27 protein-coding genes are annotated in these 25,282 nt (G+C 41.6%); 7 read left to right on the forward strand and 20 right to left on the reverse strand.

Annotated elements, in window-relative coordinates; genetic code table 11:
* Positions 1–70: 70 nt before the first annotated feature.
* Both ystJ and dnaE read right to left on the reverse strand, forming a co-directional pair.
* Positions 71–1,309: an NADP-dependent malic enzyme gene (gene ystJ / locus BMZ22_RS04090; RefSeq protein ID WP_090081835.1), complete on the reverse strand. Its 1,239-nt coding sequence runs from the start codon at positions 1,307–1,309 to the stop codon at positions 71–73.
* 201 nt (positions 1,310–1,510) lie between these two features.
* Positions 1,511–4,873, reverse strand: coding sequence for a DNA polymerase III subunit alpha (dnaE, locus tag BMZ22_RS04095; protein ID WP_090081839.1), 3,363 nt, complete (start codon positions 4,871–4,873; stop codon positions 1,511–1,513).
* A 148-nt stretch (positions 4,874–5,021) separates the two neighbouring features.
* Between dnaE and ytrH the strand changes: the two genes are divergently transcribed.
* From ytrH to BMZ22_RS04110, 3 genes are all read left to right on the forward strand, one after another.
* Positions 5,022–5,354, forward strand: a complete 333-nt coding sequence (gene ytrH / locus BMZ22_RS04100) for a sporulation membrane protein YtrH (protein WP_090081844.1) — start codon at positions 5,022–5,024, stop codon at positions 5,352–5,354.
* Positions 5,354–5,854, forward strand: a complete 501-nt coding sequence (gene ytrI / locus BMZ22_RS04105; RefSeq protein WP_090081849.1) for a sporulation membrane protein YtrI — start codon at positions 5,354–5,356, stop codon at positions 5,852–5,854. Before ytrH ends, ytrI begins: the two co-directional genes overlap by 1 nt.
* 146 nt (positions 5,855–6,000) lie before the next feature.
* A complete protein-coding gene (locus tag BMZ22_RS04110; RefSeq protein ID WP_090081851.1) occupies positions 6,001–6,198 on the forward strand; it encodes a YtzJ family protein in 198 nt (65 codons plus the stop codon).
* A 71-nt stretch (positions 6,199–6,269) separates the two neighbouring features.
* On the opposite strand, the gene BMZ22_RS04115 is transcribed toward BMZ22_RS04110, so the two are convergent.
* Positions 6,270–7,217: a DHH family phosphoesterase gene (locus tag BMZ22_RS04115; protein WP_090081855.1), complete on the reverse strand. Its 948-nt coding sequence runs from the start codon at positions 7,215–7,217 to the stop codon at positions 6,270–6,272.
* Positions 7,218–7,407: 190 nt separating this feature from the next.
* On the opposite strand from BMZ22_RS04115, the gene BMZ22_RS04120 reads away from it, so the two are divergent.
* Positions 7,408–7,704 (forward strand): YtpI family protein, encoded by a 297-nt coding sequence (locus BMZ22_RS04120; RefSeq protein ID WP_090081858.1) that lies wholly within the window; start codon positions 7,408–7,410, stop codon positions 7,702–7,704.
* A 136-nt stretch (positions 7,705–7,840) separates the two neighbouring features.
* On the opposite strand, the gene BMZ22_RS04125 is transcribed toward BMZ22_RS04120, so the two are convergent.
* From BMZ22_RS04125 to BMZ22_RS04145, 5 genes are all read right to left on the reverse strand, one after another.
* Positions 7,841–9,148, reverse strand: coding sequence for a DRTGG domain-containing protein (locus BMZ22_RS04125; RefSeq protein WP_090081861.1), 1,308 nt, complete (start codon positions 9,146–9,148; stop codon positions 7,841–7,843).
* Between the two features lie 78 nt (positions 9,149–9,226).
* On the reverse strand, positions 9,227–9,448 hold the full coding sequence (locus BMZ22_RS04130) for a hypothetical protein (RefSeq protein WP_090081865.1): 222 nt from the start codon (positions 9,446–9,448) through the stop codon (positions 9,227–9,229).
* A gap of 68 nt (positions 9,449–9,516) precedes the next feature.
* Positions 9,517–10,278 carry a prepilin peptidase gene (locus tag BMZ22_RS04135; RefSeq protein WP_090081868.1) on the reverse strand — a complete coding sequence of 254 codons (762 nt, stop codon included), beginning with the start codon at positions 10,276–10,278 and terminating at the stop codon, positions 9,517–9,519.
* 111 nt (positions 10,279–10,389) lie between these two features.
* Positions 10,390–11,070, reverse strand: a complete 681-nt coding sequence (locus BMZ22_RS04140; RefSeq protein WP_090081871.1) for a metal-dependent hydrolase — start codon at positions 11,068–11,070, stop codon at positions 10,390–10,392.
* A gap of 163 nt (positions 11,071–11,233) precedes the next feature.
* On the reverse strand, positions 11,234–11,908 hold the full coding sequence (locus BMZ22_RS04145; protein ID WP_090081873.1) for a PspA/IM30 family protein: 675 nt from the start codon (positions 11,906–11,908) through the stop codon (positions 11,234–11,236).
* 242 nt (positions 11,909–12,150) lie between these two features.
* Here BMZ22_RS04145 and BMZ22_RS04150 point away from each other — a divergent pair, with 242 nt between their 5' ends.
* The gene (locus BMZ22_RS04150; RefSeq protein ID WP_090081877.1) at positions 12,151–13,248 is read left to right on the forward strand and encodes a M24 family metallopeptidase; all 1,098 of its coding nucleotides are present in this window, start codon (positions 12,151–12,153) and stop codon (positions 13,246–13,248) included.
* 99 nt (positions 13,249–13,347) lie between these two features.
* Here the strand turns inward: BMZ22_RS04150 and BMZ22_RS04155 are convergent, their stop codons facing one another.
* Together BMZ22_RS04155 and BMZ22_RS16865 are read right to left on the reverse strand one after the other, a co-directional pair.
* Positions 13,348–14,106, reverse strand: coding sequence for an SDR family oxidoreductase (locus BMZ22_RS04155; protein WP_090081881.1), 759 nt, complete (start codon positions 14,104–14,106; stop codon positions 13,348–13,350).
* 139 nt (positions 14,107–14,245) lie between these two features.
* Complete coding sequence (locus BMZ22_RS16865) at positions 14,246–14,398, reverse strand: hypothetical protein (RefSeq protein ID WP_177183343.1); 153 nt, start codon at positions 14,396–14,398, stop codon at positions 14,246–14,248.
* Between the two features lie 133 nt (positions 14,399–14,531).
* Between BMZ22_RS16865 and BMZ22_RS04160 the strand changes: the two genes are divergently transcribed.
* Positions 14,532–14,966 carry a universal stress protein gene (locus tag BMZ22_RS04160; protein WP_090081885.1) on the forward strand — a complete coding sequence of 145 codons (435 nt, stop codon included), beginning with the start codon at positions 14,532–14,534 and terminating at the stop codon, positions 14,964–14,966.
* 115 nt (positions 14,967–15,081) lie between these two features.
* On the opposite strand, the gene BMZ22_RS04165 is transcribed toward BMZ22_RS04160, so the two are convergent.
* The 6 genes from BMZ22_RS04165 to BMZ22_RS04190 form a co-directional block, all read right to left on the reverse strand.
* Positions 15,082–15,594 carry a MogA/MoaB family molybdenum cofactor biosynthesis protein gene (locus BMZ22_RS04165; RefSeq protein ID WP_090081887.1) on the reverse strand — a complete coding sequence of 171 codons (513 nt, stop codon included), beginning with the start codon at positions 15,592–15,594 and terminating at the stop codon, positions 15,082–15,084.
* 13 nt (positions 15,595–15,607) lie between these two features.
* Complete coding sequence (locus BMZ22_RS04170; protein WP_090081889.1) at positions 15,608–16,795, reverse strand: acetate kinase; 1,188 nt, start codon at positions 16,793–16,795, stop codon at positions 15,608–15,610.
* A gap of 22 nt (positions 16,796–16,817) precedes the next feature.
* The gene (locus BMZ22_RS04175; RefSeq protein ID WP_090081891.1) at positions 16,818–17,783 is read right to left on the reverse strand and encodes a class I SAM-dependent methyltransferase; all 966 of its coding nucleotides are present in this window, start codon (positions 17,781–17,783) and stop codon (positions 16,818–16,820) included.
* A gap of 121 nt (positions 17,784–17,904) precedes the next feature.
* The gene (tpx, locus tag BMZ22_RS04180; protein WP_090081893.1) at positions 17,905–18,402 is read right to left on the reverse strand and encodes a thiol peroxidase; all 498 of its coding nucleotides are present in this window, start codon (positions 18,400–18,402) and stop codon (positions 17,905–17,907) included.
* Positions 18,403–18,506: 104 nt separating this feature from the next.
* Entirely contained in the window at positions 18,507–19,073 is a 567-nt protein-coding gene (gene ytfJ / locus BMZ22_RS04185; RefSeq protein WP_090081895.1) for a GerW family sporulation protein, read from the reverse strand.
* A gap of 15 nt (positions 19,074–19,088) precedes the next feature.
* The gene (locus BMZ22_RS04190) at positions 19,089–19,667 is read right to left on the reverse strand and encodes a DUF2953 domain-containing protein (RefSeq protein ID WP_090081897.1); all 579 of its coding nucleotides are present in this window, start codon (positions 19,665–19,667) and stop codon (positions 19,089–19,091) included.
* A gap of 118 nt (positions 19,668–19,785) precedes the next feature.
* Here BMZ22_RS04190 and BMZ22_RS04195 point away from each other — a divergent pair, with 118 nt between their 5' ends.
* Positions 19,786–20,589: an NAD kinase gene (locus tag BMZ22_RS04195; RefSeq protein WP_090081900.1), complete on the forward strand. Its 804-nt coding sequence runs from the start codon at positions 19,786–19,788 to the stop codon at positions 20,587–20,589.
* A gap of 99 nt (positions 20,590–20,688) precedes the next feature.
* On the opposite strand, the gene BMZ22_RS04200 is transcribed toward BMZ22_RS04195, so the two are convergent.
* The 4 genes from BMZ22_RS04200 to ezrA all read right to left on the reverse strand — a co-directional run bounded on the left by BMZ22_RS04200 (position 20,689) and on the right by ezrA (position 25,161).
* A complete protein-coding gene (locus tag BMZ22_RS04200; protein ID WP_090081903.1) occupies positions 20,689–20,895 on the reverse strand; it encodes an alpha/beta-type small acid-soluble spore protein in 207 nt (68 codons plus the stop codon).
* Between the two features lie 71 nt (positions 20,896–20,966).
* Positions 20,967–22,169 carry a tRNA uracil 4-sulfurtransferase ThiI gene (thiI, locus tag BMZ22_RS04205; RefSeq protein WP_090081906.1) on the reverse strand — a complete coding sequence of 401 codons (1,203 nt, stop codon included), beginning with the start codon at positions 22,167–22,169 and terminating at the stop codon, positions 20,967–20,969.
* A 6-nt stretch (positions 22,170–22,175) separates the two neighbouring features.
* On the reverse strand, positions 22,176–23,315 hold the full coding sequence (locus tag BMZ22_RS04210) for a cysteine desulfurase family protein (protein ID WP_090081910.1): 1,140 nt from the start codon (positions 23,313–23,315) through the stop codon (positions 22,176–22,178).
* A gap of 151 nt (positions 23,316–23,466) precedes the next feature.
* Positions 23,467–25,161: a septation ring formation regulator EzrA gene (gene ezrA / locus BMZ22_RS04215; protein WP_090081913.1), complete on the reverse strand. Its 1,695-nt coding sequence runs from the start codon at positions 25,159–25,161 to the stop codon at positions 23,467–23,469.
* Between the last annotated feature and the right edge of the window lie 121 nt (positions 25,162–25,282).

Below are 25,282 nucleotides of genomic sequence, written 5' to 3' on the forward strand. Positions count from 1 at the left end.
CACTGGGAGAGGATGCTTATTTTCCGCCAACCCGGCATTCATCTTCTATTAACCTGCCGGAGGACCTGATTTATTCTTCATCGATTTTTGTCATAGCTCGTGTCTTCTCGGCTATTTCCTCAGGATCGACATTAATTCGTGCCACACCGGACTCCATTGCTGCTTTTGCGACGCTCGAAGCTACAAGCGGTGCTACCCTTGGATCGAACGGTGCCGGGATAACATAGTCTTCGGACAATTCTTCTTCGGTGATAAGTGAGGCTATTGCCTCAGCCGCAGCGATTTTCATTCTTTCATTTATGCGTGTCGCTCTGACATCCAGAGCACCACGAAAGATTCCCGGAAAGGCAAGGACGTTATTGACCTGATTTGGAAAATCAGAGCGGCCGGTACCGATTACTTTAGCGCCTGCTTCTTTTGCCTCACCAGGCAAAATTTCCGGATCAGGATTTGCCATAGCGAAGATTATCGGGTCGTCGTGCATTTTTTCCACCATTTCTTTTGACAGCAAACCACCAACTGACACACCGATAAACACGTCAGCATCTTCCAATATGTCTTCGAGGGAACCTTCTTGTTTGTCTTTATTAGTCATTTTGGCAACTTCTTCTTTTACATCATTCATGCCATACTGTCTGCCCTCATAAATAGCGCCTTTGGAATCACACATAATCATATCGCGAACACCTAAATTATGCAGCAATTTAATAATTGCAATGCCGGCAGCGCCAGCACCATTGGCTACTACTTTAATATCTGAAAAGGACTTTCCGGAGAGTTTCAAAGCATTCATAAGTCCCGCGACCGTTACAATTGCTGTGCCATGCTGATCATCGTGGAATATTGGAATGTTTGTTTCTTTTTTCAGTCTTTCCTCTATAATGAAACAGTTTGGTGCTGCAATATCCTCAAGGTTGACACCGCCGAAAGTGGGTTCCATCAGCTTTACAGTTTCCACAATTTTATCGATTTCATGTGAGTCCAGACAAATCGGAAATGAGTCCACTCCAGCAAAACTCTTGAAAAGTACAGACTTTCCTTCCATCACTGGCAAAGATGCTTCAGCTCCAATGTTTCCAAGACCAAGAACAGCTGAACCATCACTTACAACAGCAACCATATTGCCCTTCATCGTATAATCATATACAGCATCTTTCCGATCATAGATCTCCTTACACGGTTCTGCAACACCCGGGGAATATGCTAAACTTAAATCTCTTGCATTCCGGACAGGTACTTTTGCTTCAGTTGATAGCTTTCCTTGATTCACTTTATGAATGTGTAATGCTTCGTCTCTAAGGTTAGGCACACAGTTCACTCCTTATAAGGTTTCTGAAAAGTTATGCTCCAATCTTGCTGACATAGTAAATTTTAGTGCAGATAAGGCAAAAACCCCGCCTCCAGAAAGATAAGTTTGGCAGGGTGGTCTGACCACTTAGTGATTTCATTATAACAGATGGCTTTTATGTGTAAAGAAGAAAGATAGTCTGACATAGATTATCAGACCATCTTACGTTGCTTTTACCGTATCAAGGACAACATTACTGCTCCCAAAATAGCCTCTCAAAGCGTTCAACGCTCTCTCATCGGGCGCCACCAAATAAGCGTATGATAATTTGTATGTTTTCTTTTCAGCTTGGTTATAAACGATGATTGGTGTATTGCCGGGACTTTCCCTCGCTGTTTTTTTAATAGCAGTAAACGCATCCTCACTATTTTCATCTGTTATTCTGATAAACAAGCGCTTGTGCTGATCAACTTCCCAATTCGCTTCGTCAAATGTTCTCATCTTATTCAAAATCCATTGTATTTTGTTATTTCGGTTTTCAACTTTTCCGCTGAATTCGACAAGCGTCTCTTCGGCCAGCCATCGATGAACCTCTCTGTATAAGTCAGGAAAAACGACAGCTTCCATATCATCTGTTTCATCTCCGATTGTTAAAAAAGCCATTGGGTCCCCGCGCTTAGTCCGTATCGTTTTGATGTTTTGGACGATTGCTGCACTCTTCACGTCTCTTCTTCCCACCATTTTTGGTGCATCGGCCATGGTTATATAGCCGGCTGATTTAAGAAGTCCCCGGTATTTGGCGAAAGGATGACTTGATATATATATGCCAAGAAGTGCTTTCTCATCACTCAATTTCTTCATAAGACTGAAATCTTCTATGGCAACATAATTTTCTTCCAATTCCAGTTTATCCTGAAACAAACTTGATTGATTATTAAATTCCTTAAATAACTCACCTTGTTCCAAAGCCTGATCGATTGATGCCAAGAGGCTTGCCCGATTATCATATAATTCATCGAAAGTTCCTGCCATAATCAGCGTTTCCAATGTCCTGCGATTAATAACGTTAAGTGATACACGCAGACAAAAGTCGAATAAACTTTTAAAAACCCCGTTTTTTCTCTCCTCGATTATTTCGTTTATAACCTGATTGCCGATCCCCTTGATTGACATAAAGCCGATTCTGATTTGCCGATTCTCAACCGAGTACTTCCCAAAGCTTTTATTGATGGATGGCGGCGCTAAAGTTAAACCATGCCCGCCTAATTCTTTCATATACGCGCTTATCTTATCGTGCTGTCCTCCGGCTGAACTCATTAGTTCGGCAAAGAAACTCGCCGGGTAATGTGTCTTTAAATACGCAAGTTGGTATGATATTTGACTGTAAGCTACCGCATGACTTCGATTGAAACCATAATTTGAAAATTTAACGATCCATTGGAAAATCTCTTCTGCTACAGCTTGGGTGTACCCGTTCCGTATGCACCCTTCAATAAAAGCACTTTTTTGCTCTGCCATGATTTCTTGTTGCTTTTTGCTGACGGCACGCCTTAAAATATCTGCCTGACCCAGGGTGAAGCCGGCAATTTTATGTGCTATTTGCATAATCTGCTCCTGGTAAATCAGCACGCCGTAAGTATTACTTAAAATTGGCTCCAGATCGGGGTGCGGATATTTAACTGGCTCTTTACCATGTTTACGGTTAATATAGACTGGTATATTCTCCATAGGACCGGGACGATAGAGCGCATTGACCGCCACGATATCCTCAAATGTTGTCGGTTTTAGTTTCATCAGCACTTGTTTCATGCCCTGTGATTCAAGCTGGAAGATTCCGTTTGTCTTCCCCTGTTGCAATAAGTGATACGTCGGTACATCTTCCGACGGAATAGCCGGTAGTGTAATCGTATCTTTGGTCGAAAAGCGGATGGTTTTTAATATACGTTCAAGCAAAGTCAGATTTCTGAGACCCAAAAAATCCATTTTTAATAAGCCGATTGCTTCAAGGTCATTCATGGCATATTGCGTCAGATATGTATCATGACTCCCTGCAGTCAATGGGACGTGCTCTCCCAATGGATCCTCACTGATAACAACACCGGCAGCGTGTGTCGATATATGACGCGGAATTCCTTCAAGTTTGGATGCTATTGTGAATAAAGCTTTTAACTTTTCCGATTGTCGTATGTACGTTTGCAGATCTTCAGATTCACGCACATATGCAGTTATGGAATGTTTTGCCTGTACCGGGATTTCCTTTAAAATATAATAACTGTCGCCTTCATCAACATCCAATGTTTTAATCAGTTCCCGAAGTAATGAACGGGCAGCAAACGTACCAAATGTAACAATTTGAGCCACATGCTGCGTACCGTATTTATTGCGGACATAATCAATGACCTCATCTCTCCTGCGATCTGAAAAGTCGACATCTATATCAGGCATTGAAACGCGTTCCGGGTTCAAAAACCGCTCAAACAGTAATCCATATTTAATCGGGTCAACTTCAGTAATACCGAGCACATAGGCTACCAGCGACCCCGCAGCAGAACCACGGCCGGGCCCCACCAGGATACGTTGCTCCTTGGCATACTTAATAAAGTCCCATACGATTAAAAAATAATCACTGAATTGCATTGACTGGATGATGTTCAACTCATAGACAAGCCGCTCTTCAACCTCTTCAGTAACCGTCTCATATTTATCGTGTAAATTAGTGCGGCACAGTTTTTCAAGATACTTATTCGCATCCATCTCTTCTGGAACTGGATACGATGGCAGCATTCGCTTGTTAAAGTCCAACGTGACATTACATTTTTCTGAAATGATAGTTGTTTCAGATATAATCTCAGGCCAATCTATGCCCAAATGTTGCCGGACCTCTGTCTCCGAACGTAAATGCCGTTGTTTAGACGAGGAATGCACGATGCGCAGCGGCCATTTTCGATCTTGCTTCATCGCACGTAAACAATCAAAAGCAATGGCATCTTTTTCGTTTAAATATCGGACATCGTTCAATAATACGGCTTTCGTCTGATATGTTTCGCTGAATGCTTTTATTGCCTGGTTCACATGCCGTTCTTCCTCCAGCCCATGATCTTGCACACCGAGGTAAAAATTTTCCCGGTCAAACATATCCCACGCGTAATCTAAATATTCTTTAACCTGTGCATAAGACGCCTCCTGTAATTGAGCTCCAATACTGGACTCAACTGTGACAACAATACAAATCAGGTCCCCGCTAAAACGCTTCAAATCAGAGTGTTCAACACGTTCATTGCCGGATAATTGAATGTCTGTGCTCAGCTTCATCAGATTTTTATAGCCTGCATTATTTTTGGCCAGAAGAATGCATGTATCTACTGCCTCATTTGCCGCAATCTCGACACGCATTCCAATGATAGGCTTAATACCTTTTTCAAGACATGCCTTATAAAATGGGATAGCACCATACAAAACATGTTCGTCTGTTAAGGCCAGCGCATTAAGTTGCAGTTCATGCGCTTTTTCGGTGAGTTTTTCCACGGTAATGGTACTGTTCATGAAGCTGTAACCGCTTCGGATTTGCAAATGCGTAAACGACATGCTATCCCACTTCTCCCTTTTTATGGTTATACTCTTATTATAGCTAATCCAGTTTAAAACTGCATTCTATACATTTTTGCCAGTTCCGGTATATCTTGTCCGACTCATTCATAAAATGAACCAGTATACAGACAAGGAGTCTATAATGATGGAAGAACGGTTTATCGCTCAACTCATTCACTGTTTTTTTATCGCTTTTGGTGTCATTATCGGTGGATCAATTATTGGCAGCATCGGCGGGTTTGTCACCGGGGATGCCCCTTTCGCTCAAATGAGCAGAATTGCTGACAGGTTACGAATTTGGGCAATCGTAGCCGCAATCGGGGGGACCTTCGATGCGATCGCTAATTTTGAAAAAGGCGTATTGGACGGCTCCACATTTGATTTGTTTAAACAGATTATGCTTATTTTAACAGCTATGGGCGGGGTGAAAACCGGTATTATTATTATTAGCTGGCTGATTCAGGAGGATGTCGGATAATGCATATCCCCCCATACTATAAAAAGTCATCTTTTCAGCGCTTTCTTGTCGGTGCGTTTACCGGAGCAGTCGTTGCATATTTTATATTTGTTTATATGCACGGAAATATGTATGGAGAACTACTGCAGGAGAACCGCGATCTTAAATCTGAAGTACGTGAATTAAAACAGCAAAACGATGCATTGCTGGAAGATAATCAAAATCTTGATGAAAAGGCAAAGGAACCGGTAAAAGTGGAAACGATCGATATAACAATTGTTAATGAAGAAGATTTGCCGGATAAACTGATTATACACGACCTCGAAGAACTAATGAAGGAGGAAATTAATCATATTATCGGCAAAGATCTATCCATTATTGCAGAGAGTGATGGTCTGTTAGAAGCCACAATCGAAAACAAAGTTTTTTCGATTGATGATTTTGAATTCCAATTCACGATTGAAAAGCTATACCTGACTCCCACCGTAAAAATATCAGTGGAAGCCAACATAGCCGAGTAATGCGACACATTAATGAAGAAATTTTCGAGAAATGTGAACGTTTCATGAAACCTCGCTGTATAATAATACGATTCAGCGAATATTGGGTATAATATAAATAGAGGAAAACTTCCTCTATTCCAAAACTAAAAGGAGGCTGGATTGTTATGTTAGTTATTAACAAGCGACGGTTGCGTGACGCCAAGATCGAACGACTGAAAGAAGGCAAGAATGCTTATACCGAATCGGCTGAATTAACCCGTCTTGTACAGCAGCAGATTCAACGCGAAAACCTTAATGTTGTCTGCGATCAGACAAATACCGGTTGCTGGTTTATCCCGCTTCCTGCACAGAAAAGCTCCTAGAACATGTAATGCGGATTAACCCGCATGTGACAGAGCTGTCTCCGTATTAGGAAATGGCTCTTTCTTGGTCATTATGTGTTGTATTCCGCACACACTTCTTCTAAATCTTTTATAAGATTTGCAGTTTCGTCCCACGTGTAAACTGTCGCACCGGAAGCCATCGGGTGTCCCCCGCCATTATATTTAGCAGCTATTTCATTAATAGATGGGCCTTTGGAACGTAAACGGACTCTGATCAGTTCGTCTTCCTCAATAAACAACGCCCAGGCTTTTATGCCTTCAATATCACCGAGTACACCAACGAGCTGACCGGTTTCCGTTGAGCTGACACCATATTCGTCCAGAAGTTCCTTTGAAAGTTTGACCGAGCTTAAACCCGATTCGGCGAGTTGGTAATGCTGCAAAATATAACCGCGCAGCCGGGCGATGTTTTCTTTTATTCGATAAAGACCATCATAAAGGGCCGGGCGGTCAAAGTTATAAGTCACAAGTTCTGAAGCATATTGAAATGTTTTTTTTGTCGTATTCGGAAATAAAAATCTTCCCGTATCGCCGACAATGCCTGCATATATAAGACGCGCTGCTTCGTCCGATAAAGTGAGTCCATCGTTTTTTCCTGCAAGATACAGGTTATAAATCATCTCACAAGTTGAACTGGCAGATGTATCCACCCATAATGCATCACCGAATGCGTCCACATTTGGGTGGTGATCAATTTTAATAAGCTGATTCCCTAAATCAAAGCGCTGATCACTTATGCGGGCAGCATTAGCTGTATCACAAACAATTACCAGCGCATTTTTATATGTATCATCCCTTATCTCATCCATTTGAGCCAGAAATTCCAAAGAGGGCTCACTTTCACCTACGATATAAACATTTTTTTCAGGGAAAGACTTTCGTATCATTTCTTTCAGTCCTGCCTGGGAACCGTATGCATCCGGATCAGGCCGCACGTGTCTGTGGATAATAATCGTATCATATGCCTTTATCGCTTGTATGATTGCTTGGGTACTCATTATATTCTCCTTCTATTATCATATTTAATTATTGATATCACTTTCGAAAGTATTTAAAACGAGGTATAATTAAGAGAAACTTCATTCAGCAGAGCGCTTTTCCCTCTGAATGTTAAACTTATCAGGCATTCAAGAACAGTTCCTTGTTTACCGGTATTGTTTAAATTGATGAACTACAGGAGTCGATCACATGATTATTTTTCCTATTATTATTGTACTGTCACTTGTTTTCTGGGTTTATTACAAAGTCGCCATTTTAAAGACCGATGATGGTTTGACCCAAGCTTATTTTAACGCAAAATCCCGTGTTTGTCTTGGGAGTTTTATTTTCTTTTTCGCCATTAACCAATATATATTTTATGAAACAAGGCTGTCTTTATTTGTCGGCATCATATTTTTGATTTTCGGCGGCACGCATTTATATTCCGGAATCAAAGAGACGAAGCACTATAGACGTGAGTGGAGACGATTAAACCCGCAACAATGATCTTTGCTATTAATTGAGTCAATCAAAGAGGGTTGGGACAAAAGCGTTTTCGTTAAGGAAAACCCAATAATGTCCCAACCTTTTTTTTATGATAAAAATTCTGTTGCTTCTAACCTTCGCAAATAACGGCCCTATTCTACTTGTCGATCAGCTGTGCCATCAGCAAACCTTTCCCTACCATCTTTTTACCATTATAAACTTCAACGTCCATCTTGGCGTATATCCGACCTGCTTCAAGTATGTTCGGTCTGATCGTCAACTGACTGTCGATTTGGACAGGCTTCAAATAATAAACCGTCAAGTTTTCTACAACCAGGTCACCCTTTTTGTAATGACGCAGGATCCGGCTGCTCGCTTCCGTTATCAAAGCTGTAAACACACCATTTGACAACGTACCGAGTTGATTTGTCATCTGAGGGGTCACTTGCGCGTGAAAAATTGTGTCATCTTCCTCAGAAGGTAACAGATTGCTGGAAACGATGTCATCAATCGTTTCACCGGTTTGTGGCTGCCGCTGAATCTGCTGCAGCGCCTTCAATACATCCTGCCTGGATACAACCCCTTTCAGTTTGTTGGAATGATCCACAACTGGCACGACTTCAATCCCTTCCCAAACCATCATGTGGGCAACATAAGCCAGCGAAGTCTTCTCCTGAGCAGCAATAGGGTGTTTGGTCATAATTTTTTCGACCGGCATGGTCATATCTTTGCCAATCACATCTTTTGAAGTGATCATGCCAACGACACGTTCCTTCGCATCGACAACCGGATACCTGGTATGTGTCGACTGTTTATTTAGTTCATACCAGCGTTCAAGTTTGTCTTTCGTGTATAAAAATAACGATTCATCATATGGTGTATAGATGTCACCAATAAACACAATTTCTTTTTTAATAAGCTGATCATAAATCGCTCTGTTAATCATAGCAGCAACGGTAAACGTGTCATAGCTTGTAGACATAATCGGCAGTTCTTTCTCATCCGCCAGTTGTTTAATTTCACCATTCGTGTCAAAACCGCCTGTAATCAAAACGGCTGCACCTTCGTTCAATGCCAATTCGTGCGCCTTGACCCGGTTACCAACAATAAGCAGTGAACCGGCCTCAGTGTAGCGCATCATAGCGTCCAGTTGCATAGCTCCAATAACGAATTTATTCAACGATTTATGAAGACCTTTACGTCCCCCAAGTACTTGGCCATCCACTATTTTAATAACCTCTGCAAATGTGAGCCGTTCAAAATTTTCTTTCTTTTTCCGTTCAATACGGATCGTGCCGACACGTTCGATGGTACTGACGATCCCCTGGTTTTCTGCTTCTTTAATGGCACGATACGCTGTTCCTTCACTAACGTCCAGTGTTTTGGCAACTTGTCTGACCGAAATTTTGTGACCGATTTCCAGCGATAATATATGTTGTAATATTTGTTCGTGTTTCGTAGCCATTTGATTCACCGACTTTCAACTGTACTAGTCTTTAATCCTAACTATTATTATACAGTTGATACAGCGAAAGCTCAATGATTAAGCCCTTTCACGGGTTTTGGATTTCTCCTGTTCCATAATCGGAGGTTCAGTCATTTGCAAAAGTGTTGCAAAATTTGCACCAATCACCAGTATAAGGAACCCGAGCCACACACCCCAAAAAAGGACTGCTTCCTGAATGATGGCCTCCGGTATAAATGGCCATGCGATGTATAGGAAAAAACCTGCCAACAATAAACGTAAGATGGCATAATGCCGCATACATATCGCCTCCCTGCTGTTAACTTATGAAATTAGCGAGGGATAAAGAACTTGCATAAGGGATTATATTAGCTGAGAAAGTTAAAATACCACGCCACTATGGGCTCCCCGTAAAAATACGCCACAATAGCTGCAGCAGCAATATACGGGCCAAATGGCACCGGTTGTTTTCGATTAATGATTTTCAAGGATAGCAGCACCACGCCCACAACCATTCCAAACACACTGGCTAGTAATAAAGTGAGCAATGTATTATCAAGTCCCAGCACAATTCCTATAATTACAAAAAGCTTCATATCACCGCCTCCCATTCCTCCACGGCTGGCCAAAATGATTATAACGATGATTGCGCCTCCAGTTAAAGCCCCCATGATAGGAGACCACCAGGGTGTAAGCGGACTGACAATACGAATTAAAATAAAAAGAGGAAAAAAGAAAAGCAAAACGTTATTCGGAATAAGCATATAGCGCATATCTGAAACGAACACAATTACAAGCAGCGCTATTAATAATAATGCAGCGATTAATTCAATTTGCAGTCCCAGTTTTATGTAAGCGAAGGCAAAGAGTAAACCAGTTATAAGCTCAATGGCGGGATACATAATAGAAATGCCATGTTGACAGTGCCTGCACTTGCCTGACTGAAATATAAACGACAAAAGTGGGATTAGCTCACACCATGACAGTTGATTTTTACAATGGGGACATATGGAGCGGTCAGCCGTAAATGGAAGTTTTTGCGGGGCACGTAACCCGACGACATTAAAGAAAGAGCCAAACACAAGGCCAAGCAGAAAAAATAGAAGGGTTAGAGTTAGATGAGGTGTCATTTTAATACTCCTTATTAAATTTTGATACAATTCGTGAAGTTATTATAGCACGGTCCACACCTAAAAACGACAAAAAAATAAAAACGTGAGCACGCCGGCTCACGTTTTTTATTATAATTCGACTGTTTCCCCAATCTTCATTGGCTTGCCTTCACCGGTTTTTACCTTGGAAGCAAATGCTTCAGCATCCTGTTCGATTACCGGGAATGTATTGTAATGAACCGGAACGACAGTCTTGGCATTAATCCAATCGCTGGCAATAAGGGCATCTTCCGGTCCCATTGTAAAGTTATCTCCAATCGGCAGAAATGCAAGATCAATTTTGTTCATCTCACCGATCAGTTTTAAGTCACTGAACAACCCGGTGTCACCAGCGTGGTAAATCGTTTTGCCTTCAATTGTGAGAAGAATTCCGGCTGGCATGCCTGTGTAAATAATCGTTCCATCTTCTTCAGTATAAGATGAGCCGTGAAATGCCTGAGTGAGTTTCACCTTACCGAAGTCAAACTCATGCGCACCGCCGATGTGCATCGGGTGGGTATTCAGACCTTTCCCGCCTAAATAGTTAGCCAGTTCATTCGGAGCAACGACAAGTGAATCATTGCGTTTAGCAATAGCCTCAGTGTCCCCGACATGGTCATTATGACCGTGTGTCAACAGTATCACGTCTGCTTCGACTGATTCTGCATCGAGATCACAATCGTCTGTACCTGAAATAAACGGGTCTATTAAAATCTTATGATTGTTTGTTTCCACCCGAACAATTGAATGGCCATGATAAGATACTTTCATGTTTATCGCTCCTTTTATATATAATCTCCACGCTATACATTCGATAGACATGTTCCAAATTCCTTTACCCGCTTCGGCTTTTTTTTAATCATTAAAAGGATGGGTTTATGTAAAAAACGCTCAGATAAATAAATATCCAAACGTTTTTATGATTGAAATACAATTAATCTTTGCCCATTTTCTTTTTCAGCTCGGCCAATTCATCATTAACCTTGCTATTATTTGTATTCAATCGTTCAAACGCTTTGTCCAGCGAACGGCTTTCATGTGAATAGTCCTCACTCGTGTCTGCCTCAGCTTCATACTGCAACACTTTTTCTTCCATCCGCTCAAATCCTTTTCTGGAATCATCACTGCCTATGGCTGACATTGTACGATTCATTTTTGTCTTTGTTTTTGCAGTTTCAGCCCGGGCCTGAAGCGCATCTTTTTTTAATTTCATCTGCTGATACTCTTTTTTCATCTCATCGAGTTTATGCTGTAATTCGCTCGTATCTTGGTTCGCCTGCTCCCACGACTCCTTCAGTAATTCAGCCTGATGTTCTAAATCAGCTTTATCTTCCAATGCGCGTTTTGCCAAGTCTTCATCATCAGCCTCTATTGCTTGCTCTGCCTGATTCTGACGTTTCTCCACTTTTGCCTGTGCATCATCAGTTTTTCGTTTAAGCATTTTCTCGTTGGCGACCTGTTTGGCAACTGCTGAATCGGCTTCCCGTATATCGCTTTCCATGTCACGCATATACTGATCAAGCATTTTCACCGGGTCTTCCGCTTTGTCAATCATCGCATTCAATTCCGAACCAACAACTGTTGAAACTCGCTTAAAGAACTTAAACATGGCTTAGCCTCCTTAGCAAAGCATTTATTAAAGTTTTCCGTTAAAAGCCTTCCTTATACAATACGGACAGCTCTAACAAAGGTTTCAAAAAACTTTTTTTCCCAACTACTGACCGCTCCGGAAAAACACTACGCTAGTCAGTCTTTACCACCATAATTATCCACTCATATCAACCATAGATGTTTGTGTTGACCCCAATTTGTTACAATAGAAAAGATAACACTTTAAGTGAGGTGCTTGCATTGACAAAAAGACTGGCATCACTGCACGAGAAATTAAAGGAACACAATCTCGACAGTATGTTAATTACATCTACAGCAAATTTTTATTATCTGAGCAACTATTATACAGATCCGCACGAACGTTTCATTGCTGTATATATCAGCAGATTTCACGACCCATTAATGATTGTACCCGCTTTGGAGAAAGATGATGCCAAAAAAGCGGGCTGGGCGTATGAATTAATCGCTTATGGTGATGATGAGAACCCATGGGAAAAATTTTACCAATTCTTAAAACGTCACGATAAAATGCCGGAAACGATTGGGATGGAATATTCGCATTTGACATTGGATCGCTTTCAACAAATTAAGCAAATATTGCCTGAAGCTGTTTTTCAGGATGCAGGGGACATTTTATCCAGTTTACGCGTCATCAAAAGTTCAGAAGAATACAAATTGCTTAAAGAAGCTGCTGAATTTGCCGATTATGGTATTGAGACCGGTATAAAAGCTATAAAGGAAGGTACGAGTGAACTCGAAATAATTGCAAAAATCGAATATGAGCTGAAGAAGCAAGGCATCCGGGAAATGTCTTTTTCGACAATGGTGTTATCAGGCAGCAAAACAGCATCACCACACGGGACACCCTCAATGAAAATGATTGAAAAAGGCGACCTTGTACTGTTTGATCTGGGCGTCATTTATGAAGGTTATTGTTCGGATATATCCCGCACAGTTGCCTTTAACTCAATAACACCTGAACAGAAGTCCATTTATAATACAGTTCGTGAAGCCGAAACGAAGGCGATTGAATCATCAAAACCGGACACTGCTGTCAAGGATATTGATTTAACCGCCCGCAGCCATATAGAGGAAAAAGGCTACGGCCACTATTTCATTCATCGAATCGGTCACGGGCTGGGGATTGAAACACATGAATTCCCTTCGATGCATAGTGAAAATAAACTGCCAATAAAAAAAGGTATGTGCTATACGATTGAACCCGGTATCTATGTACCTGGTAAAGGTGGGGTAAGAATTGAAGATATGGTCTTCATCTCAGACAGCGGCCCGGAAACACTGACAAAATTCCCGAAAGAACTGCAAATAGTGGATTGACATTCTTTCCACCCAATGTGCTAAAAGCGGTCCACACATTAAGGACCGCTTCATTTTTTTCAGCAGCTTCTCCTCACACTTCTAAATGTGATTAAAATCTTATCGATACCTGTTGATAACATCGATGCCGCCGGTAATTTCGAAAATAGAACCTGTTATCATATCAGAGTTTTGGTCACACAAGTATAAAATTGCCCGTGCTATGTCCTCCCCGGTACCCGGTCTGCCAATCGGGGTTTTATCATCAGTCATTTTTCTGCTCTCTTCAATCTCAGCTTCTTTCATGTCCCCAACTATATTGCCTGGGCAAACCATGTTTGACGTAATTTGATTTTCAGCTTCTTCCAAAGCAATGGTTTTGGTCAATGACACAAGCCCGCTTTTAGCGGCTGCAAAAGCAGCACGATAAGGCCAGCCTGAGGCATTGTTCGCTTCTTGAAAACCATAGTTTATAATCCTGCCGAACCGCTGTTTTCGCATATGCGGAAGTATTTCCTTCAGTAAATAAAATACAGCATCCAAATTTCCATTAATCATCTCATGCCATTCTTCATCTGAATAGTCAAGAAGTTTCTTGCGTTCAAATACAAAGGGTCCTGCATTATTGATAAGATAATCAACGCCGCCATGTACGTCTGCAGCATTGTTGACTAAGTTTACGATATCGCCCTTTTTGGTCACATCGGTTTGTTCTATATGTAATAAATGGCTGTAGGCTTGAAATTCGTTTTGAACTGCTTCAGCTTTTTCAGCATTTTTGTGATAAGTCGTTGTAACGTTGAAACCGGCTTCCAGAAATTTTTTGACCACTTGTTTTCCAAGCCCGGAAGTGCCGGCTGTAACCAGTGCGTGCCCCATCGATTAATCCTCTCCTTTATTACAGTACATTTATTATAACTGAAGGCCTGTTGTGATTGGAATTATAACATATCAACCTGATTATAAGCTGAAAAACCCACCCGCCGAGGACATCGGGAGTGGGTTATTCACTCGGCTGTCAATTCTTTTGATTATTATGCGTGTGGATGCTGCGATTGTTGGAAAGTTTGTCCTTATCCTCAATAACACCACTTTGATAGCTTTCAAATAACTGGTTTCTTACAGCCGACACACCTTTTTCATCTTCAAACATTTTATTTTTCTTTGGCATGGAACCTCACCTCCACGCTTAGTATGTTCACATGAAAGACATAAAAAAGTAGTGCATCTTTCCATTTTTGGAAAATTTGATTGTCATTTCTTCTAAAAGGGTATTAATATAATAAGAAAAGGAGGGGAATACTGTGGATTTTGAATACAAACAAATTGTCGTTGCAGTTGATGGATCAGAGGCTTCGGAAAAAGCTTTCAAAAAGGCACTGGATATTGTGAAACGAAACGATGCGCGCATGATATTGGCGCATGTGGTTGACTCGAGAACATTCGCTACAGCTGAAGCTTATGATCGGACACTTGCTGAGCGAGCGGAAGAATATGCCAAAGATCTGGTGGACAGTTACGTGGAAAATGCTAAAGCTGTCGGCGTAACAAATTTGGTAAGATGCATTGAATATGGGTCACCAAAGGTTAAAATCGCTAAAGACGTGGCAGGGAGTTTCAAGGCTGATTTGATTATTTGCGGTGCGACTGGTATGGGAGCTGTCGAGCGCTTCCTGATCGGCAGTGTTTCAGAGAGTATAACCAGATATGCCGATTGTGATGTATTAGTTGTCAGGTAAAAGCCTCCTGCAAAAATCACACAATTCCCGATGAGATGGTATCAATGAAAAAGCGGCTAAGCTCACAGTATAGTGCTTTATGTGTTGAGAGCTTAGCCTTGGTTACGTGTGATTGTTACAGCAGATCCTTTTTAGCTTCATTGACGGTATGGACTAATTCTGGAATGATTAACTTAGTCATAGCTAATTTAACGGCTCCTGATGACCCAGGCGTTGCAAAAACCGGTGTGTGGTCAATGACACCTGCGATTGCCCGTGATAAAATTGCCGAGGAGCCAATGTCCTCCTGGTAACTGAGCATGCGAAAGATCTCTCCGAAGCCGCTCATCTCTTTAGTGAGCATCGGTTTGACCGTCTCGATGGTCACGTCCCGATAAGCAATGCCTGTTCCCCCATTTGTTAAGATAGCATTTATATTTGAATCTTTACAGCCATTCTCAATTTCTTTCTGTATAACTTCCTTTTGATCAGAAATTATTTTTCTGGCCTCAACTCGATGCCCCGCTTCTTCAAGAAGGTCCGCCATCAATTGCCCGCTTTTATCCGTGGCACTTGTTCGTGTATCACTGATTGTAATGATCATACAGTTTACAGGGGCTTTCCATTGTTTATGCTTCTGAACAGTCAAAATATCCTCCCCCTCAGGTTTGCTGTGCCCAACGCAACGTATCACGTGCAATCATGACTTCTTCATCAGTCGGTATCACCATTACTTTTACCGGGGAGTGCGGATAATTGATAAACGCTTCCTTTCCTCGCACTTTATTACGTGCCGGATCCCAGTATACGCCCATAAATTCCAACCCTTTCAGGACTTTTTCCCGGATTACATCACTATTTTCACCAACGCCCGCAGTGAATATGATCGCATCAACTCCTGACATTCGTGCTGCATATGAACCAAGGTATTTGTGAATTCTTCCTGCAAACACCTCCAGCGCTAATTCAGCACGGTCGTTTTCATCCGCATGTTGTTCAATGTCACGCAAGTCGCTGGAAAATCCGGATAAAGCCAGCATACCGCTTTTGTTATTTAATACATTCACAACGTCTTCCGCTTCTTTTCCTGTTTTTTCCATGATGTAGGGGATCAGAGCCGGGTCAATATTCCCTGAGCGCGTTCCCATCGTCACTCCTGCTAACGGCGTAAAGCCCATAGACGTATCAATTGATTTTCCTTTTTCAATTGCAGCAATGCTCGCACCATTTCCAAGATGACATGAAATCAGACGCAGCTGATCAAGGGGCACACCCATCATGTCTGCAGCCCGCTGCGACACATATTTATGCGACGTACCATGAAAACCATATTTGCGTATGCCATAGTCTTTGTAATACTCATAAGGCAAACTGTATAAATATGATTTTTCCGGCATCGTCTGATGAAAAGCCGTGTCAAATACAGCCACCATCGGAACATCGGGAAGAACTTCTCTAAACGCAAGGATTCCAGTCAAATTAGCCGGATTATGCAGGGGAGCTAATTCAGAAACCTCTTCTATCGTTTTAATTACATCATCCGTAATCAAAACAGAATCACTGAATTTTTCACCACCATGGACAACGCGATGACCTACCGCATTAATTTCTTTCATTGACTGAATAACACCGGAAGACTGAAGTTTATCCAGAAGTAATTTAACCGCAACTTCATGATCAGGTATGTTCTCAGTCTCCTTATTTTTTTCACTTACTTCGATTGAGAATACGGAGTCAGTCATCCCAATACGCTCTATAAGACCTTTAGCCAACACAATTTCATCGGGCATATCGATTAACTGAAATTTTAAAGACGAACTGCCTGCATTAATTGCCAATATCTTGGACATATGGCCAAGCCCCCTCATAAAGCTATTTGTTCATATTATCTTTGAACCATTGATTTATTTGCGTTAATATATCGTTCATGGCTTCAGTGTTCTTGAACGAAGGCAATTGAGCCAACAATGGCTGCTTCAATGCGACTGTTTCCGGTCCTGTCTTCTGGAGAATCAGAATACTTTTTCGATTTTTTTCTGATTTAAAGGCTGATTCCGGCAATTGCAGGACACCGATAATATGCGCATTTTCCTGAAGAAAGGCATGCAACTTGTCAGATTGATCGCTATCGAAAAGAAATTCAGGAATGACAAAAACCAAGAAGCCGCCTTCCTTCGTGTAATTCAAGCCCTGTTCGATAAACAAATGGTGGGCGTATGAATGCCCTTCGTCTGCTTTCAACTGGTAATCATTTGCACGAATATCATCCGGATAATAGCCAACCGGCAAATCACTGACGACAAGATCAACCGGGTCCATTAAAAAAGGACGCAAGCTGTCCTGATGGAAAAACTCGATTTCTTTTTGTTGCAGATTAGCACTTAAAACAGCAAGCTTAATAAGCGTTGGATCAACTTCTCCTGCTGTAATCTTCGCAATGCTCTTCAACTGTTCCGTGACCGTCATTAATAAATTTCCCGTACCGCCAGCCGGGTCAAACACCCGTATATCTGTTTGATCATTTGTTAGTTTTCCGGCTAAATAGCCAACAAACAAAGCAACCGTTTCAGGTGTCATCAGATGCTGTTCCTGGGTTGCCCCTTTCATTCCTTTTAAAATGGCGAGCTGGATAGCTTTACGTATTTCGATCACTTCATAAGATGCGGTTTCCGGTATATCTTTCAATTGGTCCTCCAAGCCTTGCTGTGGCTCGCCTTCAAAAACCGCTTCGAGTACCGTCGCCAAACTATCTAAATACGTTTCATTCATATATTGTTGAACGGTTTCCGTTAAATTATCAAGTCGTTCGAACAGTGTTTCTACATTTGATTGTTCCATGCCAAATCCTCCGATCCATTCTCTCAGAAAGCGTCTCTATTGTATCAAATGGCCGGCTGATCCTGAAATAAAAAGCTCCCCTGCCGCGTTTAGGGACAGGAGAGACGCAATAGAAAATATTTTATTCTGCTTTTTCCGCTGCTTGCAAGGCGCTGTCATAGTCAGGATGATCGGTTACCTCATCAACATATTCAACATATGTTATCTTATCATTTGAATCAACTACGAAAACAGCTCGTGCCAAGAGACGGAGTTCTTTTATCAAAACACCATACTTCTCCCCAAAGTCTGCATGACGGTGATCTGAAAGCGTGTCCAGGTTTTTAACACCATTTGCTGCACACCAGCGGCCTTGTGCGAACGGTAAATCCATACTGATGGTTAAGACGTGGACATTGCCAAGCTTGTCCGCTTCTTCATTAAAGCGCTTTGTCTCATCTGAACAGACGCCGGTATCGACTGACGGCACAGCTGCAATTAGCCGTACGCCTTTATAATCACTGAGGGATACTTCCTGAAGGTCGTTAGCCAAAACTGTAAAGTCAGGCGCCTTATCACCGACTGATAATTCATTTCCTAACAGTGTCACAGGATCCTGATTAAATGTAACATTTGCCATGTCAATCAACCCTTTCTGTATAAATTTAACACTACTTTTATTATGAACGGGCTAATCACATATGTCCAATGTTAAGACGCGGTAAATAGGTAACGTTTTGTAAATCAAATATCGTAACTTTGATCAAATCCATCATCATCATTCTCAGGGAGCTGCTGTGATTTACGGCGTTGTTTTCTGCCCTCCTGCTTTTCACGGCCTTGTTTTGACTCTTGCTTCTGTTTATCCTCCTTTTCACTGTTATTTTGATGACTGGATTGCTGCTTCATCATATCAGGAAGCCCGGATTCTTTTAATAGTTGCTGAATTTTTTCTGCTGCTTTCGGTGCAAAATCAAGTAACTTTTCATATATATGCGTGCTTTCATCAAGGTGAATCATTTTAATTCCTTTTGGACTGACTATCAGAAACGCAACTGGTGTGATCGAGACACCGCCGCCGCTTCCTCCGCCAAATGGCAGTGAATCACTGGAGCCTGATTCTCCGGAAGAGCTGCCATTGAATTCACTTCCGCCAGCGGCAAAGCCGAATCCAAGCTTTGACACCGGTATTATAACACTGCCATCCACCGGTGATTCAATCGCATCACCGATGATGGTATTAACTTCTGTCATATCTTTTAAATTTTCCATTGCTGTGGTCATCAGACCTTCTATTGGATGTTCCTGCATGGTAATCCTCCTATATTAAATAGTTGCTTCCTGATTCTTAGGGTATTTTTGTATGATTTTTAGTAATGCAACGATAGCTTGCCCTGTACGGATTGATATCATACAATTCACCTTCGATTCAATTTGTTTTTGATTAAAAAGAGGAACCACATCCAGCGCCGGTTTACGATAAAAGTGACTCTTAGACAATAACAGCCCCATTGCCATACCTTTAACCGACCAAACGCCGCCAGTGGCAATTCCAGTGGTATGTGCATTGCCTAGACCAACTTCTGTACGCCAGGAAAGCGTTTCAAACCGCAGTTTTCCTAATATAATTGTGGAGATTTCCTGGAAACTTCTCAGCCACTGAACAAAATTTTTGCTCATCTTATGTAGCATTGCCAATGTCTCTTCAATCGATTGATTCTGGTCTTTTGTTTCTTCCGACAAATCAACCGTTCGTTCAAAAATTCGAATCCGAAAATAATAAACAGCAAGCCAAAGTGTCTGCTGATTATTATCCAGTATTATTGAACATTCAATCTTTAATCGAAGCAATATAACCGCTAATAAGACGATAACAGCCACAACACAAATTAGCCCCAACACCATAAAAACACCCCTTCATAATCATATTCTGCTGCATTAATCGGTTTTTATTATTATTAGGATTAAAGCACCGGAAGTGATAAACTTATGGTAGAACTATAGTTGATATGGGGTGCATACAATGTCTGATCGAAATAATATGTTTTTTTACTATACATCTGACCAAGATCTTGAGGAAAAATTGAGACCGTTATTTGACTTGGCCCGTCAAAACGATTTTAATATTGTAAAAGATCCGGACGAAGCTAACGTCATTGTCAGCGTTGGCGGGGACGGTGCATTTCTGCAGGCAGTACGACAGACTGGTTTTCGTCAGGACTGTTTATATACCGGTATAACACGTTCAAATGAATCAGGCCTTTATTGTGATTTTAACTTGGACAATTTTGAAGAGATGCTGTACACCATGCAGCATGAGGAAATGGAAGTTCGCCGTTTTCCGGTCATAGATGTCAAAGTAAATGGCGGGGACTCAAATTTCTACTGCTTGAATGAAGTCAGTATCCGCACGACCATCATTAAATCAATTGTTATTGACGTGCATATTGATGATTTGCATTTTGAAACATTTCGCGGAGACGGGCTGGTAGTTGCAACGCCAACCGGGAGCACGGGATACAATAAATCGATTCAAGGTGCCGTCATTGACCCTAAAATACCTTGCTTCCAAGTATCTGAAATCGCATCGCTCAATAACAACCGTTACCGTACCTTGGGATCATCTTTTGTATTAAACAAAGACCGTCAGCTTACTTTAAAAGTTGTTCAAGATGGGAATGATTACCCGATTATCGGCCTCGATAATGAAGCTTACTCCATCCGAAACATTCAGGAGTTAACCGTTAATCTGAGCGATAAGGTTATTAAAACGGTTAAACTGAAAAATAATTCCTATTGGAACCGTGTTAAACGCACCTTTTTATAATCACGTGAGATTACTTTTCTGCTACACCAACCGCGGTTCTATCAATAAACAGGGCTATCCTTTAAGTAAGGATAGCCCATAGCCAATTGTATTTTTTTGTTATTGTGGCATATTGCCGCCAAATTGTTGCTCGGCCGTGTTTACAAGCCGTTTGGTAATCTCTCCCCCAACGGATCCATTCGCCCGGGAAGTCGTATCAGCACCAAGTTGTACACCAAACTCCTGTGCAATTTCTGTCTTCATCTGGTTCAAAGCTTGTTCTGCACCAGGTACTACCAGTTGATTTGAACTGTTGTTGCTTGGCATAGTCAATCACCTCCTTGGTACCCTTATGGTGTGTACGTGGAGATGATTTTAAAACTGGGAGTTTTTGTTAATTAAAGCAATTCATCAAATTCATTTTCGGCCTTTTGTTTACCGTTCAATGTGACAACCTCAATTCCATTAACCGCTTCCTCTATCAGTTCTGAAAAATCGGTTTGAGATTCAAATGCATTCACCTTCGACCGCTCCGGCTTGGTTTTCGGCGACTTTGGAACAAAAATGGTACAGCAATCTTCGTAAGGACGGATTGAAATGTCATACGTATCAATTTGCCTCGAGACTTTAATAATCTCATCTTTATCCATCGCTACGAGCGGCCGCAATATAGGGTAGTTTGTAACCTCATTGATTGTATTCATACTCTCCATCGTTTGACTCGCCACTTGACCAAGACTTTCACCGGTCGTAATTGATAAAATCGATTGCTGTTTACACACCTGTTCACTTATACGCATCATAATTCGGCGCATAATTGTCATGGCGTAGTTTTCCGGCATTTCCCGAAAAATATGCTGTTGCAGTTTCGTGAATGGGACCACATGAACATTGACTTTACTGCCATAATTCGTTAATTTCTCAGCCAAATCCAGTACTTTTTGTTTTGCGCGTTCACTCGTAAACGGCGGCGAATGAAAATGGATGGCTTCCACTTCCACACCACGCTTCATTGTAAGAAAACCGGCTACAGGGCTGTCAATTCCCCCGGACAGCATTAGCAGGGTTTTACCGGATGTGCCCACGGGCAATCCGCCAAGCGCGCTGATGACACGTGATGTAATATAGGTTGCTTCTGCTCTTATTTCGACCTTTAATTCCAAGTCAGGCTGATGCACATCCACCGTATAACCTGTGGTATTGGAAAGAAGGTGTTTGCCGAGCACCTGATTCATTTCCTGTGAGCGTATTGGAAAGTCTTTGTTAATACGTTTGACGGTTACTTTAAATGTTTTAGTATCTAAACTGTTTTCCAGGGCCCACAAAGCTGCGTCTTTAATTTCCGTTTCGTCGTTTTGAACTTTAATCGCAGGGCTGAGACTCTGGATACCAAAAATATTTCGGCATTTTTCGATAATTGGCTCGGGCTCGTGCCCATTCAGCAAGACAAACATTCTGCCTTGCGTTCGTTTTACCGTTGCATTCGGGAACGGCTCAAGCTGTTTTCGAATATTGTCTTGCAGCTGTAAAATAAACGTCTTCTTATTTTTGCCCTTGAGGGCCAATTCGCCGTATCGAATTAATATATGATCATATTGCATAAATATCTACTCCAGTACTGCTTTTAATTGATGAATGGCTTTTTCTAAAGCATTCAAAAAAACGCTGATTTCTTCGGCGGCCGTATCATATGAAAGGCTGATACGAAGCGCTGAAGACGCCACTTCTGAGGATTTGCTGCAAGCCGCGAGTATCTTACTCTCGTCAGTTTGTTTTGATGAACAGGCGGATTTTGTTGATATATAGATATCCTGTTCACCGAGCGTATGGATAATAACTTCTGGCTTTAAACCCGGAACTGAAATATTAATGATGTGCGGCGCCGCTTCTTTTGGTGTGTTAACCTCCACACCGTTCATTCCGGAAAGCTTGTTATAAAGTTCCTGCTGCAGTTCCAACATATGCTGTGTGCCGGCTTCTTGTCGTTCTTTAGTAAGCCTGAGCGCCTTTACCAATGAAACCGCGCCGGCAAGATTTTCGGTGCCGGACCGCAATCCATGCTCCTGATCACCGCCATGGAACAGCGGAAACAATGTTGCGCCTTTTTTGACATATAACAAACCTGTCCCTTTCAGTCCGTGAATTTTGTGTCCGGAAATCGTACAAAAATCAATTCCACTTTCGGCTAATTCTAACGGCACCTTGCCGAATCCCTGAACATTATCCACATGGAAAAAAAGTTTGGGATATTTTTTAGCAATGTCTCCAATTTCTTTAACAGGCTGAATTGAACCAAGTTCGTTATTGACATGCATGACGCTTATTAAAATTGTATCATGCCTTATAGCTTTCCTAACATCTTCAACTGACACAACACCATTTTCATCAACCGGAAGATACGTCACGTCAAATCCTAATTGTGAGAGACCTTGAAAAGTCTCATCGACTGAGGAATGTTCGATCTCAGTCGTGATAATGTGCTTGCCGCGCCCCTGATGTTTCAGGGCCGTTCCTTTTATAGCCAGATTATTCCCTTCCGTACCGCCTGAGGTAAATACGATTTCGTCTTGATGGACGTTAAGCAGTTCTGCTGCTTGCTTTCTTGCTTTACTCAACATTTTCTCGGCTTCACCTCCAAGGTGGTGAATGCTTGAAGGATTTGCAAAAAAGCGCTGAGAAGCCTGCTGAAAGCTTTCGAGCACAGATGGGTCCGGCTTGGTTGTCGCGCTGTTATCCAGATAGATCATGGCTATACTCCCTTATATCTTGTTCGTGAAACTAACCATTCATAATATAACAGAAAGGAAGGCTGACCTTGAAGCGGAAGGTTCTAATTTACCATTCCTACTAAGGCAGCCTTTACATCATTTAATATTAATTTTAATCCCTAATTTATCCCTAATTCGCAGTTTTTTGAAATTGCTCAATGTGTTTAAGCGCACCTGGCTCAATTCCCTCAACAGCCCGTGCTGCATGTTCAAGGGCAAGTTCATATTCATATGACCGGAACAAGCGCTCTGCTTCTGCAAGCTTAGCAGCCAATTCAGGGTATTGACTTCGATAGCGATTGGCATATTGGATGACTTGCTCCGTTAATTGAGCCTGGTCCAGAATCTTTTCTGTTTCTTCTATTACGTAATCAATCGCTGTTTTTGCTTCTGCGAGTGCGTTTTGAACCTCTGTCATGTCAAGTGGCTGTTTTTCCAGAGCAGTCATAACGTGACTGTTTTTACCTGCCGCTTCATCCATTTTATTCCATAGAAATGTTGGCACCCCTGGAATATTACTTTTATTTAACTTTCGATTGACTTGATACAACTGGTTCCTTAAATTCTGCAATGATTCTTTTGCTTCTAATTCGTCTTTGCGCAAATTACGTATCCGTTCCTTAAATTCTTCATGTTTCTCCTCAATCGTTTCAAGTTCGTTAAACCCGTTTTCAATCTCAAGTCGCAAGTCCGAGTGAGCCGAGCTATTATCTGCTTCAACTGCTTCAGCTGTCTCTTCAAGCTGTTTACGCAAGTGAGTAAGAGTTTTTTCCAACGTAAAATATTTTTCCATATCGCTGTCTTCCAGATAATACGATTCCTTTAATGTTTCAACTTCTTCTTTTGTTACATCAAACTTCTCAATCATGTTATTTAAAGCTTCCTGATATGGTCCTATTTTTGCTTCAACGTAATTTCTGGCAATTGCTTCTTTCTCAAGCAACTGATACATTTCAGCTATTCGTTCTTCAATTTCAGGCACAGCAGCTTTAGCTTGCGATATCTCCCCTGATTTCAAGTATTCCATGCACTCTTCCAGTTTATTTTTATGGTGCTGGACCTCTTTTTCAAAACCAAGGTGTTCAATTCTGTATCCGCCCTCTTTCATTTCCCGCAGACCACTAAGCAGTTCATTCAATTCTTGGGGCAGATCATACTTGCTCTTTTGGTAAATTGCCGGAAACTCTTCCATGGTTGATTTGAGATTATCCAGTTTGAGTTTCAGTTCCTCGACCACGTTTCGTGCCTGAGTATAATCTCCCGAGTTAACCATCTCGTGATAGTGCTCTAACTGCTGCACAAGCTCATCCAGCTCTGAATCAAATACTTTTTCAGCCTCGCCATACTGGTGACGGTTCTGCGAGAGGGTCTTCCTTAAGGCTTTCAAGTCAGGTTCTATCCGTTCAATCTCTTTCCGGCTTGATTCTTCTGAGTTCATGAGCTGATTAAGTTCTTCAAGTATATCTTCTATGCTTTGTTCAATCGATTGCATTGTCTGATCAACATTTCGCAATGTTTTTTTAGCGCTTGGAAAGCGAAATCGGTCCGCAGCTTCTTCCGCATCGAATAAATATTCCTCAATATCCGGAAGTTCTTTGGTAACGATACGTTCCCACCGAGCTTTCCAGGATTCAAACTTTTCCTGTGTTTCACCAGATAAGTTCAGTCCCTTAATTCTGGAGAGTTCTGAAGCTATGTTGCGATTCATAATTTCCATTTTCCACGATTCTAAACGGTCTACTTCGTCGTAAACCCTTTTTCGCATAATCAGTCCGGTGATAATTAACGCTATAACAATTAAAATACTTCCGATTAAGTATGCCATCAAGTACCTCCTAACTTATTATAAAAGAGGTTGCTCAAATAGGCAGGAATCTAAGTACACGTGAGGATTCAGACCGTTTTGAACACACCTTTTAATAAGAGGATTTATCAATTTATGTATA

Origin of the sequence: Lentibacillus persicus, from assembly GCF_900112705.1 — a bacterium.
Classification (GTDB): domain Bacteria; phylum Bacillota; class Bacilli; order Bacillales; family Amphibacillaceae; genus Lentibacillus; species Lentibacillus persicus.

Excerpts from the sequence above, each read along its gene's own strand:
- dnaE (WP_090081839.1), bottom strand. The coding sequence starts at position 4,873 with ATGTCGTTTACGCATTTGCAAATCCGAAGCGGTTACAGCTTCATGAAC.
- ytrH (WP_090081844.1), top strand. The coding sequence starts at position 5,022 with ATGGAAGAACGGTTTATCGCTCAACTCATTCACTGTTTTTTTATCGCT.
- ytrI (WP_090081849.1), top strand. The coding sequence starts at position 5,354 with ATGCATATCCCCCCATACTATAAAAAGTCATCTTTTCAGCGCTTTCTT.
- BMZ22_RS04110 (WP_090081851.1), top strand. The coding sequence starts at position 6,001 with ATGTTAGTTATTAACAAGCGACGGTTGCGTGACGCCAAGATCGAACGA.
- BMZ22_RS04115 (WP_090081855.1), bottom strand. The coding sequence starts at position 7,217 with ATGAGTACCCAAGCAATCATACAAGCGATAAAGGCATATGATACGATT.
- BMZ22_RS04120 (WP_090081858.1), top strand. The coding sequence starts at position 7,408 with ATGATTATTTTTCCTATTATTATTGTACTGTCACTTGTTTTCTGGGTT.
- BMZ22_RS04125 (WP_090081861.1), bottom strand. The coding sequence starts at position 9,148 with ATGGCTACGAAACACGAACAAATATTACAACATATATTATCGCTGGAA.
- BMZ22_RS04130 (WP_090081865.1), bottom strand. The coding sequence starts at position 9,448 with ATGCGGCATTATGCCATCTTACGTTTATTGTTGGCAGGTTTTTTCCTA.
- BMZ22_RS04135 (WP_090081868.1), bottom strand. The coding sequence starts at position 10,278 with ATGACACCTCATCTAACTCTAACCCTTCTATTTTTTCTGCTTGGCCTT.
- BMZ22_RS04140 (WP_090081871.1), bottom strand. The coding sequence starts at position 11,070 with ATGAAAGTATCTTATCATGGCCATTCAATTGTTCGGGTGGAAACAAAC.
- BMZ22_RS04145 (WP_090081873.1), bottom strand. The coding sequence starts at position 11,908 with ATGTTTAAGTTCTTTAAGCGAGTTTCAACAGTTGTTGGTTCGGAATTG.
- BMZ22_RS04155 (WP_090081881.1), bottom strand. The coding sequence starts at position 14,106 with ATGGGGCACGCACTGGTTACAGCCGGCACTTCCGGGCTTGGAAAACAA.
- BMZ22_RS16865 (WP_177183343.1), bottom strand. The coding sequence starts at position 14,398 with ATGCCAAAGAAAAATAAAATGTTTGAAGATGAAAAAGGTGTGTCGGCT.
- BMZ22_RS04170 (WP_090081889.1), bottom strand. The coding sequence starts at position 16,795 with ATGTCCAAGATATTGGCAATTAATGCAGGCAGTTCGTCTTTAAAATTT.
- BMZ22_RS04175 (WP_090081891.1), bottom strand. The coding sequence starts at position 17,783 with ATGGAACAATCAAATGTAGAAACACTGTTCGAACGACTTGATAATTTA.
- tpx (WP_090081893.1), bottom strand. The coding sequence starts at position 18,402 with ATGGCAAATGTTACATTTAATCAGGATCCTGTGACACTGTTAGGAAAT.
- ytfJ (WP_090081895.1), bottom strand. The coding sequence starts at position 19,073 with ATGCAGGAACATCCAATAGAAGGTCTGATGACCACAGCAATGGAAAAT.
- BMZ22_RS04190 (WP_090081897.1), bottom strand. The coding sequence starts at position 19,667 with ATGGTGTTGGGGCTAATTTGTGTTGTGGCTGTTATCGTCTTATTAGCG.
- BMZ22_RS04195 (WP_090081900.1), top strand. The coding sequence starts at position 19,786 with ATGTCTGATCGAAATAATATGTTTTTTTACTATACATCTGACCAAGAT.
- BMZ22_RS04200 (WP_090081903.1), bottom strand. The coding sequence starts at position 20,895 with ATGCCAAGCAACAACAGTTCAAATCAACTGGTAGTACCTGGTGCAGAA.
- thiI (WP_090081906.1), bottom strand. The coding sequence starts at position 22,169 with ATGCAATATGATCATATATTAATTCGATACGGCGAATTGGCCCTCAAG.
- BMZ22_RS04210 (WP_090081910.1), bottom strand. The coding sequence starts at position 23,315 with ATGATCTATCTGGATAACAGCGCGACAACCAAGCCGGACCCATCTGTG.
- ezrA (WP_090081913.1), bottom strand. The coding sequence starts at position 25,161 with ATGGCATACTTAATCGGAAGTATTTTAATTGTTATAGCGTTAATTATC.